Consider the following 13,199-nt stretch of genomic DNA (forward strand, 5'->3'; position numbering starts at 1 on the left):
GCGCGCCAATTCGGCCCTTGATTTAGGGCGGGCGGGGCCGCACATCGGGCCGGGGCAGGAGGTTGGAGCTTATGGGTCGGCGGCTGGTTCTTGCGGTGGGTTTGGCGGTGGCCACGACTATGGCGGCGGCCGGCCTGCCGGCGGCGCTCGCCCAGCCCCTGCCGAACGATCGGACCGACCTCGCCTATAGTTTCGCCCCGCTGGTGAAGCGGGTGTCTCCGGCCGTGGTCAACATCTACACGGCGACCACGGCGCGCGTGCAGCGCCGCCTGCCGTTCCCTTTCCCCGACATGTCGCCGGACGGGAGGCGCCTGCACAACTCCCTCGGCTCCGGCGTTTTGGTGAAGGCCGACGGTCTGATCGTGACCAACGCCCACGTCGTCAAGGGTGCCGACGAGATCAGGGTCGTGCTCGCCGACCGGCGCGAGTTCGACGCCAAGCTGGTGATCCAGGACGAACGCTACGACCTCGCGCTGCTGCGCATCGACACCAACGGGGAGAATTTCCCGTTTCTCGAGTTGCGCGATTCGGACTCGATCGAGGTGGGCGACATCGTGCTGGCGATCGGCAATCCGTTCGGACTCAACCAGACCGTGACGAGCGGCATCGTCTCCGCCCTCGCGCGCTCGGCCGGCGGCGTCAACGATTCGAGCTTCTTCATCCAATCCGACGCCGCCATCAACCCGGGCAACTCCGGCGGCGCCCTGGTGAGCCTCGACGGCCGGCTGATCGGCATCAATACCGCGATCTTTTCCCAGACCGGCGGCTCGGTCGGCATCGGCTTCGCCACGCCGTCGAACATCGTCGCGCGCATGGTGAGCACGGGCGAGGCCGGCGGCCGCATCGTGCGGCCGTGGCTCGGCATTTCCATGCAGCGCATCACCGCCGACCTTGCCGCGGGCCTCGGCCTGCCGCGGCCGGTCGGTCTCGTCGTCAAGGAGGTCTTCGCCAAGGGCCCCGGCGAACGCGCCGGATTGAAGCGCAACGACGTGATCGTGGCGCTGCGCGGCCAGCCGATCGAGGACGAGGCGAGCCTGCGCTTCCGGCTGGCGACGCTCACTGTCGGCGGCACGGTTCCCCTGCGCATCATCCGCGGCGGCAAGGAATTGACCCTGCAGATCCCCTTGATGGCGCCGCCCGAGGATCCGCCGCGAGAGCGTACGACGCTCGGTGGACGCCAGCCCCTGTCGGGCGCCACCGTCGTCAATCTCTCGCCGGCCGTCGCCGAGGAGATGGGCCTCACGGAATGGCGCCCCGGCGTCGCCGTGGTCGAGGTCCAGCCCGGTTCCTATGCCGCGCGTTTCCTGCGTCCCGTCGACATGGTGATGGCGATCAACCAGCGCGAGGTCCGCAGCGTTACTGATCTCAGGGCGAGGATCGCGGAGGGCGTGTCCAGCATCAGTGTCGGCCGCGAGGGCCTGGTTTCGACCATCCAGTTCCGCTGAGCCGTGGCCGAGCTTTTCGCCTCGCTCGCCCCCACGCCGCTGGCCGAGCGGCTGCGGCCCAAGGTGCTGGGTGACATCCTGGGCCAAGACCATCTGCTCGGCCCGGAAGGGCCGTTGGGCCGGATGCTGGCGGCGAAGAAACTCTCCTCGTTGATCCTGTGGGGACCGCCGGGCTGCGGAAAGACCACGATCGCCCGCCTGCTCGCCGAGGCCACCGATCTCCATTTCGAGCCGCTGTCGGCGGTATTCTCCGGTGTCGCCGACCTGCGCCGCATCTTCGAGGGCGCCCGCGAGCGCCGCCGTGACGGCAAGGGCACGCTGCTCTTCGTCGACGAGATCCACCGCTTCAACCGCGCCCAGCAGGACGGCTTCCTGCCCTATGTCGAGGACGGCACCGTCACGCTGGTCGGTGCCACGACGGAGAACCCGTCGTTCGAGCTGAACGCCGCACTACTGTCGCGCTGCCAGGTGCTGGTGCTGCGCCGGCTCGACGACGTGGCGCTCGCGACGCTGCTCGAGCGGGCCGAGGCGGCGCTGGCCAGGACACTTCCCGTCGACAGCCGGGGGCGGCAGGCGCTGTTCGCCATGGCTGACGGCGACGGCCGGTATCTCATCACGCTCGCCGAGCAACTCTCCCAGATCGGAGAGAAGGGGCCGGTGCCGCCGGAACGGCTGGCGACGCTGCTGCAGAAGCGCGCGCCGCTCTACGACAAGACGCAGGAGGCGCACTACAACCTGATCAGCGCCCTGCACAAGTCGCTGCGCGGGTCGGACGTCGACGCGGCGCTTTACTGGTTCGCGCGCATGCTCGACGGCGGGGAAGATCCCAAGTACATCGCGCGGCGCCTTGTGCGCTTCGCCGTCGAGGATGTCGGCATGGCCGACCCGAGTGCGCTCACGCAGACGCTGGCGGCGTGGGATACCTACGATCGCCTCGGCTCGCCCGAGGGCGAGCTCGCCATCGCGCAGGCGGTGATCTATCTCGGCACTGCGCCCAAGTCGAACGCGGGCTACGCGGCGTTCGGTGCCGCCAAGCGATCGGCCAAGCAACACGGGTCGCTGACGCCACCCATGCACATCCTCAATGCGCCGACCCGGCTGATGAAGGACATCGGCTACGGCAAGGGATATGCCTACGACCACGACACGGAGGAGGGATTCTCCGGCCAGAACTACTTTCCCGACGGCATGGCGCGCGAGGCGTACTACCGGCCCGTCGAGCGCGGCTTCGAGCGCGAGATCCTGAAGCGCCTCGACTACTGGAAGAAGCTGCGCGACAGGAAGAGCTGAAAGTCAGCGGCGCGGCTTTGCCATCCCGCTGACGGCGCGTCCTCCTCGGCATCTATCGAGGTGGAACTGCAACGGTCGCGCGCCGCGCAAATCCGTGCGACCTCAAGAAGGAAAGCAAGTCCTCGGTCGCGCGCCGCTTGAGCTCGGGCGTGCCGCCACCCGCCCGCGCGCCCCTCGTGATGCAGTGAAGACGCGCCCAGGCCTGATACTCCGGCTCGCTCATGGCGCGACCGGCGGCCACCACGAAGTGACGGCCGTCATCCTCGATGAAGTTGCGGCAACACGACCAGTTCTCGGCATCCCTGATGTCGAATAGCGGCCCGATCGACTCCCAGCCGTGATGGGCGCCGGAATAGACCTTCACCTTGATCCGGTCGTTGCCGGTCGTGCGCATGCGCCCGGCATACTCGATGGCGAGAGGAGCCGGCGTGTAGTCGTCGCGACCCGCCAGCATGTAGAAAATCGGTCGGCCGTGGGTGGTCGCATCGCGGTGCTGTGCGGTGGCGCCGGGACAGATGGCGACGTGCAGGTCGAACAGCTGGTCGAAGCCTCCACGCCACTTCTGTCGCACGGCGATGGCCGTGTTCAATGTGGCCACGCCGCCCTTGCTGACACCCATCACGCCGATCCGGCCGGGGTCGATGCGCGGATCGGCCCGCAGGCGGGTGAGTGCCGCGAAGGCATCGCCTTCCATCTGCGCGCCGGACACCAGCGTCTGGTCGGCGACGGTACGGCGCACGCCACGGCCGGTGAAGCTGTCGACGATCAGCGCGGCGACGCCGCCATCGTTGAGGGCCTGTGCATAGAAGTGCTCGCGATGCCGTTGCACGCCGGCACTACTGGTCAGGATCACCATGCATGCAAATGGACCGGCACCGAGAGGTGGGAGATGGAGCGTGGCGGACACGCGCGCCGGCCGACGCGCGGCGGGGTGGTCGAAGGTCAGCGTTTCCAGCGACACCGATTCCATGGACCGACATTAGCTTGTCGCCTAGGTTGCGCACCATGAGCGACAAAGGGGGCGTGCAAACGCGGGCCGTCTCGCATGACGAGGCGGGGCTGCGGCTCGACCGCTGGTTCCATCGCCACTACCCGGCCTTGAGTCACGGTGCGCTGCGGAAGCTCCTGCGCACCGGCCAGGTCCGCCTCGATGGCAGGCGGGCTGACGCCGGCGATCGCGTCGAGCCTGGCCAGGCCGTGCGGCTGCCACCCGGAGTCACCGCCGCCCCGGCGAAGCCCGCACCGCCACGACCGGCCGTGTCGGATCGCGACGCGGCGGAGATGCGACGGCTCGTCGTGCATCGCGACGACCTGGTCATCGCGCTCAACAAGCCGCCAGGGCTCGCGGTGCAGGGCGGCAGCGGCACCGAGCGGCACATCGACGGCATGCTGGACGCCCTGCGTTTCGCCTGCGAGGAACGTCCGCGCCTCGTCCATCGTCTCGACAAGGACACGTCGGGCCTGTTGTTGATCGCGCGCACGGCACAGGCGGCGAAGCGCCTTGCCGAGTCCTTTCGCGACCGCGAGACGGAAAAGCTCTACTGGGCCGTGGTCGTCGGCGTGCCGCCGGGCGTGGAAGGCACCATCGACCTGCCGCTCGCCAAGCGACCGGGTGCGCGCGACCGCGAGACGATGCAGGTCGACCACGAGCAAGGCTTGAAAGCGTTGACCCGCTATCGCGTGCTCGACCGTGCCGGCAAGCGCGCGGCATTGCTGGCCCTTTGGCCGCGCACCGGCCGCACGCACCAGCTTCGCGTCCACTGTGCCGAGATCGGCTGCCCCATCCTCGGTGATCGCAAGTATGGCGGCGAAGAGGCGCTGCTGTCGGCCGTTGCCGACGCCCGCCGCCTCCACCTCCACGCCCGCCGTCTGTCGCTGCCGCATCCCTCGGGCACCGGGCGGCTGGAGATCGAGGCCGAACTGCCGACGCACTTCTCGCGGACCGTCACGGCGCTCGGCCTGTCGGCGACCGGTTCTTGATCGGGAACGGGGGGGATGCGCATTTCCTGGCGATTGCTGATGATCCTCGTCGCGACGGGTGCAGTCGTGGTGACAGCAGCCATCGCCTGGAGTTCGACGCGTGATTTGTCCCGCTACCAGGCGCGGCTGAGCGACCAGATCAGGAAGGCGACCGGCCGCGAACTCGCGACGCGCGTTCCGTTGTCGATCCAGCTCGGACGCGAGCCGGCGCTGGTTGCCGAGGGCGTCACGCTCACCAATGCCTCCTGGGCGGCGCGGCCCGAACTCGCGCGGGTCCGGCGGCTGACGATGCATCTCGATCTTTTCTCGCTGCTGTTGGGGGAAGTGAAGGTCGGGCGAATGCTTCTGGAGGGCGCCGACATCCAGGTCGAGCGCAATGCCGTGGGCGACAGCAACCTCGAGATGCTGCCGCCACCGGACGGTTCGGGCCCTCATCCGCGGGAGAACCGTTCCCTTCGTCTGCGCCCGGATCCGGCATTTCCCTGGATCGGCACCATCGAGGTGCGCGATTCGGTGCTGAGCATCCTGCAGGGGCCCGGCCGCACGCCGGTGACCCTGGAAGTGGCGCAGGCGACGCTGAAGTCGGGCACATCCAGCCAGGCCCTGCAGATCGAGGCGCGGCTCGGCGCGCCAAAGAGTGCCCAGTTCGATTTCAGCGGCAGCATCGGCAGCTTCGACGGCTGGATGCGGGGACAGCCGGGCAACATCGATCTTCAGGGCGGTTTCGACGGCGGCCGGATCAACGTCAAGGGCAACATCGGCGCCAAGGGTACGAACCTTCAGGTCACCGCCGAAGGCTCGGACATTGCCGCCTTCGGGCCGTATATCGAGGTGCCGCTGCCGAGCGGTGGCCCCTATTCGTTGACCGCCAAGGCGCTGACGCTGCGCGGCAACTTCAAGGTCGATCTGCTGTCGCTCAAGGTCGGCGAGAGCGAGATGAGCGGGGAGGCCCTGTTCCGCAGCGATCGACAAGGCGTGCCCAATGTCACGATCAATGTCGACGCGCCCAAGCTCGACATGGCCTGGCTGCGATCGGGCCAGGCCAGGCACCGCGAGGAATCGCCGACGCCGGCGCAACGCCGCCTCGTGCCGTCGGCGCCGTTCTCGGTGACGTGGTTGGGCCGCTCGACGCTCTCCCTGACCGTGCGGGTGGGCGAGATCGTCGGCCTGTCGGGCAAGGTGCAGAACGGCTCGCTCACGCTGGTTTCCGGCGAGAAGCGCTTCGCCTTCAGGGCCGCCGCCTCGATCGGGCAGGGATCGGCGGGATTCGATCTCGTCTACGACCCCGCGGGCCGCACCGGACAGTCGACGCTCTCGGCCACGGCGAGCCGCGTTTCGCTCGAAGACCTGGCGAGTCTTCTCGGGCTCGATGTCGGGCTGAAGGACTCCGTCGCCGATCTCGACGTGCGGTTGCGCGGCGCGGGCCGGACGGTCGGGGATGCGCTGGCGACGGCGAGCGGCACGGTCGAGATGGCCATCACCAAGGGCGTTTGGCCGGAAGGAGACTTGTCCCGGTGGCCGACGGAGACGTTGCGCCTACTGGTGCCGGGCGAGGGAGGTGCTCCGTTCAATTGCCTCGCCGGTCGCTTCGAGGTGTCGGGCGGTATCGCCAATCTGCGCCGGCTGGTCGTCGACACGCCACGCGCGACGTGGGTCGGCGGCGGCTACGTTCATCTGCGCGCCGAAACATGGGAGATGCTCCTGGTGCCGGAGGCGCGCGACGTCCGCAATGCCGCCCTTGCCGTGCCGCTGCAGCTGAAGGGCGGAACCGGCCAGCAGACGTCGGGCAGCCTCGACCCCAACGTCGGCCGCCTCTTGATCGGGCGTGGCGTGGTTCCGAGCCTCGTTGCCGCCCTCGCCCAAGGGGGACGCCAAAGCGGCGCCAATGCCTGTGCGGTGATGGCGCCCAAGGTCGAGGCGCTGCGGCCGGGGCTGCGGGCCCAGCTGCCGGCGCCTCCTGCCCGCAACGCGCCGCGTCGGCCACGATGATCGAGCCGGCGACTTGTCCGCTGTCGGCCGCGACGTGTAATGCCGGCGCGCTCCGGTTGCGATCGGCCGGGTTCCGCATCGTGGTCAGGAGAGTCACAGTCTAGCATGAAGCGCTTCTACAGGGATGTGACGATCGACAGTGGCCCGTCCGGCTTTCGCGTCCTGCTCGACGACAGGCCGATGCGAACGCCCGCCAAGGCGGAACTCATATTGCCCACGCGCCGCCTTGCGGAAGCGATCGCGGCCGAATGGCGGAACGTTCCCGACAAGGCCGAAGTGAAGGTGGCGCACCTGGCCCTGACCCGGCTTGCGACGACCGGCATGGACCGTGTGACGCCCCAGCGCGAGGCGGTCATCGGCGATACCGCCAAGTACGCCGGTTCGGATCTTCTGTGCTACCGCGCGACCGACCCGGAAAGCCTGGTGAAGCGCCAGCACGAGGCCTGGCAGCCGCTGCTCGACTGGGCTGCCCGCCGGTATGGCGCGCCGCTGGTCGTTGCGGCCGGCACGAGCTTCGTGACGCAATCCGCCGATTCCGTGAGCCGTTTGACGGCGGCGGTGGCCGGGCATTCCGATCTGGCGCTGTCGGCGCTCTACAATCTCACGCATGTCTGCGGCTCGCTGGTGATCGCGCTGGCCGTGGCCGAGGGCCGTCTGTCGGCGGAGACTGCGTTCGCCGTCGCGCAGCTTGACGAGCTGTACCAGATCGAGCGGTGGGGTGACGATCCGCTGGCGCTCGAGCGCCGCACCGGCATAAGGAACGACATCGAAGCAGCGGCGCGGTTCCTCGCGCTGCTCGAGGACGCGCGACGGAAAGGGTGATCATGTCTGCCGGCAAGAAATTTCGCGAGATCCTCGCCAGGAACGGCCTCGTCGAGGCGATGGCGGCCCACAGTCCGCTCTCGGCCATGCTCGTCGCCGAGGCCGGCTTCGACGCCATCTGGGCCTCGGGCTTCGAGCTCTCCGCCATGTACGGCGTGCCCGACGTCAGCATCGTGTCGATGACCCAGCATCTCGACATGACGCGCGCCATGGTCGATCGCTCCGGCCTGCCAGTCGTCGCCGACATCGACACCGGCTTCGGCAACGCCATTAACGTGCTCTACGCGATCGAGCAGTACGAGCGCGCCGGCGCGGCGGCGATCGTCATGGAGGACAAGAGTTTCCCCAAGGTCACCAGCCTGATCGCCGGCGGCCGGCAGGAGATGGTCCGCATCGAGGAGTTCCAGGGCAAGATCGAGGCGGCGCGCACGGCGCGTAGGAACCAGGACTTCGTCATCGTGGCGCGCACCGAGGCGCTGATCGCCGGACTCGGGCAGGACGAGGCGCTGAAGCGCGCGCGCGCCTACGAGGCGGCCGGTGCCGATCTGATCCTGGTGCACTCCAAGCAGAAGACGCCCGACGAGATCGAGGCCTTCGTCGGGGCCTGGGATGGCAAGGCGCCGATCGCCCTGGTGCCGACGGCCTATCCGCAGATGGACGTGGCGCGCGTGAAGGCGCTCGGGAAGATCGGGCTCCTGATCTGGGGCAACCACGCGATCCGGGCGTCGGTCGGCGCCATGCGCAAGACTTTCGCCCAGATCCGGCGGGAAGGCGGCATTGCCGGCGTCGAGGCGAGCATCGCCACGGTCGACGACGTGTTCGAATTGCAGGGCATGGGCAGGGTGAAGACCGACGAGAAGCGGTTTCTGCGCTGACAAGCGACGCAAACTGGCCCTAAAACGGACCTCGTGAGCCGGAGTCATTGAATGCAGAAGATGTTGGAAGAGCTGGAACGACGGCGCGCCAGCGCGCGGCTGGGCGGCGGCGAGCGCCGCATCGAGGCGCAGCACGCCAAGGGCAAGCTGACGGCTCGTGAACGCATCGATGTTCTGCTCGATCCCGGTTCGTTCGAGGAATACGACATGTTCGTCGAGCACCGCTCGATCGATTTCGGCATGGAGAACCAGAAGGTTCCCGGCGACGGCGTGGTGACGGGGCACGGCACCGTCGATGGCCGGCTGGTCTATGTCTTCAGCCAGGATTTCACGGTGTTCGGCGGCGCCTTGTCGGCCATGCACGCCGCCAAGATCTGCAAGATCATGGACACGGCGATGAAGGTCGGTGCGCCGGTGCTCGGCATCAACGACTCGGGCGGGGCGCGCATCCAGGAAGGCGTCGACTCGCTCGCGGGCTACGCCGACGTCTTCCAGAGGAACGTGCTGGCCTCGGGCGTGATCCCGCAGATCTCGATGGTGATGGGGCCGTGCGCCGGCGGCGCGGTCTATTCGCCGGCCATGACCGACTTCATCTTCATGGTGAAGGACAGTTCCTACATGTTCGTCACCGGTCCCGACGTGGTGAAGACCGTGACGCACGAGACGGTGACGCAGGAGGAACTGGGCGGCGCGCTCACCCATACGCAGAAGTCGGGTGTCGCCGACCTCGCCTTCGAGAACGACGTCGAGGCGCTGTTGCAGCTGCGCCGCTTCGTCGGCTTCGTCCCGAGCAGCAACCGCGAGAAGGCGCCGGTCCGGACGACCCACGATCCGGTCGATCGCGACGACCCGTCGCTCGACACATTGGTGCCGGACAATCCCAACAAGCCCTACGACATCAAGGAGCTGATCCTGAAGGTCGTCGACGAGGGCGACTTCTTCGAGCTGTCGCCGGAATACGCCGGCAACATCGTCGTCGGCTTCGGGCGCATGGCCGGCAAGACGGTCGGCTTCGTCGCCAACCAGCCGATGGTGCTGGCGGGCTGCCTCGACATCGATTCCAGCCGCAAGGGCGCTCGCTTCGTGCGCTTCTGCGACGCCTTCAACATCCCGATCGTCACCTTCGTCGATGTGCCGGGCTTCCTGCCGGGCACGGCGCAGGAGTACGGCGCCATCATCAAGCACGGCGCCAAGCTGCTCTACGCCTATGCCGAAGCCACGGTGCCCAAAGTCACCGTGATCACCCGCAAGGCCTATGGCGGCGCCTACGACGTCATGGCCTCCAAGCACCTGCGCGGCGACGTGAACTACGCCTGGCCGGGCGCCGAGATCGCGGTGATGGGCGCCAAGGGGGCGGTCGAGATCATCTTCCGCTCCGATATCGGCGATTCCGGCAAGATCGCGGCGCGCACCGAGGAATATCGCCAGAAGTTCGCCAATCCCTTCGTCGCCGCCAATCGCGGCTTCATCGACGACGTGATCATGCCGCATGGCACCCGGCGGCGGATTTGCAGGGCGCTCGCCACGCTCGAGACCAAGCGGCTCGAGAACCCGTGGCGCAAGCACGGGAACATTCCGCTGTGACGGGGCCGCTGTGAGCCTGTCGCCGGAGGAGCGCATGCGGCGGGGCAGGGCGGTGCGCAAGCACGTCATCGTCGCCCTGTTCACGCTGCTGGTGCTGATCGCGGTCAACGCCCTGTTCAGCCGCCGCTATCCCTGGTGGCTTTGGGTGCTGATCGCCTGGATGCCGCTGATCGCGGGCCACACGGCCTGGGCAATGGGCCTATTCGATCGCAACAAAGAAGGATCGTGAGGATGGCTGCCAAGAAAAAGGTTGCGGGGAAATCGAGCAAGGCCGCAGCCGCGGCGCGCGACGGCAGGCCGCCCTTCGACAAGATCCTGGTGGCCAATCGCGGCGAGATCGCCTGCCGCGTCATCCGCACGGCGCGCCGCATGGGCATCAGGACCGTGGCGGTCTACTCCGAGGCCGACGCCGACGCCCTGCACGTGCGCGAGGCCGACGAGAAGGTCTTCATCGGTCCTCCGCCCGCCGCACAATCCTACCTCCTGATCGACAAGATCGTCGCCGCCTGCAGGAAGACCGGCGCCCAGGCGGTGCATCCGGGCTACGGCTTCCTGTCCGAGAAGGAGGCTTTCCAGAAGGCCCTCGCCAAGGCCGGAATCACCTTCATCGGGCCCGACGCCCACGCGATCTACGCCATGGGCGACAAGATCGAATCCAAGAAGCTCGCGCAGAAGGCGGGCGTCAACACCGTGCCGGGCCATCTCGCGGCCATCTCCGGGCCGGACGAGGCGGTGAAGATCGCGGGCAGGATCGGCTATCCGGTGATGATCAAGGCGTCGGCCGGCGGCGGCGGCAAGGGCATGCGCATCGCCTACAACGACGCCGAGACCAGGGAGGGCTTCGTCTCGGCGAGCAACGAGGCGAGGGCGTCGTTCGCCGACGACCGGGTCTTCATCGAGAAGTACGTCGAGGAGCCGCGCCACATCGAGATCCAGCTCATCGCCGACGGCCACGGCAACTGCGTCTATCTGTGGGAGCGCGAGTGCTCCATCCAGCGCCGCCACCAGAAAGTGATCGAGGAGGCGCCGAGCCCGTTCCTCGATGCGAAGACGCGCAAGGCCATGGGCGAGCAGGCGGTCGCGCTCGCCAAGGCGGTCAAATACAAGAGCGCCGGCACGGTCGAGTTCATCGTCGACAAGAATCGCAAGTTCTACTTCCTCGAGATGAACACCCGCCTGCAGGTCGAGCATCCCGTGACCGAGCTGATCACCGGCCTCGATCTGGTCGAGCTGATGATCCGCGTCGCCGCCGGCGAGAAGCTGCCGTTCCAGCAGAAGGACGTGAGGCTCGACGGCTGGGCGATCGAGGCGCGCCTCTATGCCGAGGATCCGTTCCGCAACTTCCTGCCCTCGACCGGCCGCCTGGTGAAGTACCGCCAGCCGCCGGCGGGGCACGACGTGCGCGTCGACACGGGTGTCTACGAGGGCGGCGAGATCTCGATGTTCTATGACCCGATGATCGCCAAGCTCTGCACCCACGGCAAGACGCGCAACGCCGCGATCGGCCGCATGCGCCGCGCGCTCGACGAGTTCTACGTCCGCGGGGTGTCGCACAACGTGCCGTTCCTGGCGGCGCTGATGGCGCATCCGCGCTTCGTGGCCGGCAAGCTCACCACCAACTTCATCGCTGAGGAATTCAGGGGCGGTTTCACGGCGGCGCATCTGCCGCCGCGCGATCCGGCGGTGCTGGCGGCGGTTGCCGCCGTCATCGACCGGACCGTCGCCGATCGCACCGGTTCCGGCGGCGCCGGGCGGGTCGTCATGCTCAACCGCGAACCGATTGCCCTGAACGTGGGGCGCGACGGCGCGGCGTTCGCCGTCGAGGTCGGAGGGCGCGCCATTGCCATTGCGACCGATTGGGCGCCTGGAGATTCCCTGCTTCATGCCAAGGTCGACGGCGAGGCGATCGCAGTGCAGGTCGATGTCGCGGGCTCCGGCTGGAGGCTGAGTCACGCCGGAGGCCAGGCCGAGGCGCTGGTGCTGACGCCGCGGCAAGCCGAACTCTACGCGCTGATGCCGATCAAGACGGCGGCCGACACGTCGAAGTTCCTGCTGTCGCCGATGCCGGGATTGCTTGCCTCGATCGCGGTGAGCGAGGGCCAGGAGGTCAAGGCCGGCGAGGCGCTGGCGGTGGTCGAGGCGATGAAGATGGAGAATGTGCTGCGCGCCACCCAGGACGGCACGGTGAAGACCCTGCACGCCAAGGCCGGCGACAGCCTGCGCGTCGACCAGAAGATCATCGAGTTCGCCTGATCCGATGGCGCTGCAGGCCCGACTCACGATCACGGGCCGGGTCCAGGGCGTCGGCTACCGCGACTGGACCATGGCGATGGCCCGGCGCCTCGGCTTGAGCGGCTGGGTGCGCAACCGCAGCGACGGCTCTGTCGAGGCGCTGGTCGTGGGCGAAGACACGGCCGTGGGCCGCATGATCGAGGCCTGCCGGCGAGGCCCGCCGGCGGCCCGGGTGGACGCGGTCGACGTGGAGCCGCTCGATCTCGACGTGCTGCCCGAAGGCTTCACGCAGCGACCGACGGCTTGATCGGAGCTCCGAATACTTCATCGAAGGTCTCGGCCAGGGCTGCGTCGAGATCCATCATGGTGACGGGCAGGCCGAGATCCACCAGCGACGTCACGCCATGGCCCGCGATTCCGCAGGGCACGATGCCGTCGTAGTGGCCGAGGTCGGGTTCGACATTGATCGAGATGCCGTGGAACGACACCCAGTGGCGGATGCGCACGCCGATGGCGGCGATCTTGTCCTCGCGGCCGGGCCGAGCGACCCAGACGCCCACGCGGTCGGTGCGGCGCTCGCCCTTCACGTTGAAGCGGCCCAGCGCCCGGATCACCCATTCCTCGAGGTCGGAGACGTAGCGTCGTACGTCCTGCCGACGGGCGCGCAGATCGAGCATGACGTAGGCCACCCGTTGGCCCGGTCCGTGATAGGTGTATTGCCCGCCGCGTCCCGCGACATGCACGGGAAAGCGCATCGGCTGCAACAGGTCCTGCGGTCTGGCGCTGGTGCCGGCGGTGTAGAGCGGCGGATGCTCCAGCAGCCACACCATCTCGCGCGCGCGCCCGCCGTGGATGTCGGCAACGCGCGCCTCCATCGCGGCCAGCGCCTCGGGATAGTCGACCGGGGCTTCGGAAATGCGCCACTCGGGCTTGGTCATTGCGGCAAATTCGGCGCTTCCGGGCCGGGGTGCAATGGGCTTGC

Annotated in this window: 12 protein-coding genes; 10 read left to right on the forward strand and 2 right to left on the reverse strand. The window is 68.2% G+C overall.

The window, feature by feature from the left end:
• Nucleotides 1–119 precede the first annotated feature (119 nt).
• Both KIT25_08470 and KIT25_08475 read left to right on the forward strand, forming a co-directional pair.
• The gene (locus KIT25_08470; GenBank protein ID UYN97870.1) at nucleotides 120–1,445 is read left to right on the forward strand and encodes a Do family serine endopeptidase; all 1,326 of its coding nucleotides are present in this window, start codon (nucleotides 120–122) and stop codon (nucleotides 1,443–1,445) included.
• A gap of 3 nt (nucleotides 1,446–1,448) precedes the next feature.
• Nucleotides 1,449–2,735 (forward strand): replication-associated recombination protein A, encoded by a 1,287-nt coding sequence (locus tag KIT25_08475; GenBank protein ID UYN96947.1) that lies wholly within the window; start codon nucleotides 1,449–1,451, stop codon nucleotides 2,733–2,735.
• Nucleotides 2,736–2,787: 52 nt separating this feature from the next.
• Here KIT25_08475 and KIT25_08480 read toward each other — a convergent pair whose 3' ends face one another.
• Entirely contained in the window at nucleotides 2,788–3,705 is a 918-nt protein-coding gene (locus KIT25_08480; GenBank protein UYN96948.1) for a dienelactone hydrolase family protein, read from the reverse strand.
• A 35-nt stretch (nucleotides 3,706–3,740) separates the two neighbouring features.
• Between KIT25_08480 and KIT25_08485 the strand changes: the two genes are divergently transcribed.
• From KIT25_08485 to KIT25_08520, 8 genes are all read left to right on the forward strand, one after another.
• On the forward strand, nucleotides 3,741–4,715 hold the full coding sequence (locus KIT25_08485; GenBank protein ID UYN96949.1) for an RluA family pseudouridine synthase: 975 nt from the start codon (nucleotides 3,741–3,743) through the stop codon (nucleotides 4,713–4,715).
• A gap of 15 nt (nucleotides 4,716–4,730) precedes the next feature.
• Nucleotides 4,731–6,704, forward strand: a complete 1,974-nt coding sequence (locus KIT25_08490) for an AsmA family protein (GenBank protein ID UYN96950.1) — start codon at nucleotides 4,731–4,733, stop codon at nucleotides 6,702–6,704.
• Nucleotides 6,705–6,809: 105 nt separating this feature from the next.
• Entirely contained in the window at nucleotides 6,810–7,526 is a 717-nt protein-coding gene (locus KIT25_08495) for an ATPase (GenBank protein UYN96951.1), read from the forward strand.
• Between the two features lie 2 nt (nucleotides 7,527–7,528).
• Nucleotides 7,529–8,401, forward strand: coding sequence for a phosphonopyruvate hydrolase (locus KIT25_08500; protein ID UYN96952.1), 873 nt, complete (start codon nucleotides 7,529–7,531; stop codon nucleotides 8,399–8,401).
• 51 nt (nucleotides 8,402–8,452) lie between these two features.
• Nucleotides 8,453–9,985, forward strand: coding sequence for an acyl-CoA carboxylase subunit beta (locus KIT25_08505; GenBank protein ID UYN96953.1), 1,533 nt, complete (start codon nucleotides 8,453–8,455; stop codon nucleotides 9,983–9,985).
• Between the two features lie 34 nt (nucleotides 9,986–10,019).
• Complete coding sequence (locus KIT25_08510; protein ID UYN96954.1) at nucleotides 10,020–10,214, forward strand: hypothetical protein; 195 nt, start codon at nucleotides 10,020–10,022, stop codon at nucleotides 10,212–10,214.
• A 2-nt stretch (nucleotides 10,215–10,216) separates the two neighbouring features.
• Nucleotides 10,217–12,238: an acetyl/propionyl/methylcrotonyl-CoA carboxylase subunit alpha gene (locus tag KIT25_08515; GenBank protein UYN96955.1), complete on the forward strand. Its 2,022-nt coding sequence runs from the start codon at nucleotides 10,217–10,219 to the stop codon at nucleotides 12,236–12,238.
• A 4-nt stretch (nucleotides 12,239–12,242) separates the two neighbouring features.
• Nucleotides 12,243–12,524, forward strand: a complete 282-nt coding sequence (locus KIT25_08520) for an acylphosphatase (GenBank protein UYN96956.1) — start codon at nucleotides 12,243–12,245, stop codon at nucleotides 12,522–12,524.
• Here KIT25_08520 and lipB read toward each other — a convergent pair.
• Nucleotides 12,502–13,155, reverse strand: a complete 654-nt coding sequence (gene lipB, locus KIT25_08525) for a lipoyl(octanoyl) transferase LipB (GenBank protein UYN96957.1) — start codon at nucleotides 13,153–13,155, stop codon at nucleotides 12,502–12,504. The genes KIT25_08520 and lipB overlap by 23 nt on opposite strands.
• Between the last annotated feature and the right edge of the window lie 44 nt (nucleotides 13,156–13,199).

Origin of the sequence: Enhydrobacter sp. (assembly GCA_025808875.1) — a bacterium.
Classification (GTDB): Bacteria; Pseudomonadota; Alphaproteobacteria; order Reyranellales; family Reyranellaceae; genus Reyranella.

Coding starts and splice junctions, on each gene's coding strand:
- KIT25_08470 (UYN97870.1), top strand. CDS start 120: ATGGCGGCGGCCGGCCTGCCGGCGGCGCTCGCCCAGCCCCTGCCGAAC.
- KIT25_08480 (UYN96948.1), bottom strand. CDS start 3,705: ATGGAATCGGTGTCGCTGGAAACGCTGACCTTCGACCACCCCGCCGCG.
- KIT25_08485 (UYN96949.1), top strand. CDS start 3,741: ATGAGCGACAAAGGGGGCGTGCAAACGCGGGCCGTCTCGCATGACGAG.
- KIT25_08490 (UYN96950.1), top strand. CDS start 4,731: ATGCGCATTTCCTGGCGATTGCTGATGATCCTCGTCGCGACGGGTGCA.
- KIT25_08495 (UYN96951.1), top strand. CDS start 6,810: ATGAAGCGCTTCTACAGGGATGTGACGATCGACAGTGGCCCGTCCGGC.
- KIT25_08500 (UYN96952.1), top strand. CDS start 7,529: ATGTCTGCCGGCAAGAAATTTCGCGAGATCCTCGCCAGGAACGGCCTC.
- KIT25_08505 (UYN96953.1), top strand. CDS start 8,453: ATGCAGAAGATGTTGGAAGAGCTGGAACGACGGCGCGCCAGCGCGCGG.
- KIT25_08510 (UYN96954.1), top strand. CDS start 10,020: ATGCGGCGGGGCAGGGCGGTGCGCAAGCACGTCATCGTCGCCCTGTTC.
- KIT25_08515 (UYN96955.1), top strand. CDS start 10,217: ATGGCTGCCAAGAAAAAGGTTGCGGGGAAATCGAGCAAGGCCGCAGCC.
- KIT25_08520 (UYN96956.1), top strand. CDS start 12,243: ATGGCGCTGCAGGCCCGACTCACGATCACGGGCCGGGTCCAGGGCGTC.
- lipB (UYN96957.1), bottom strand. CDS start 13,155: ATGACCAAGCCCGAGTGGCGCATTTCCGAAGCCCCGGTCGACTATCCC.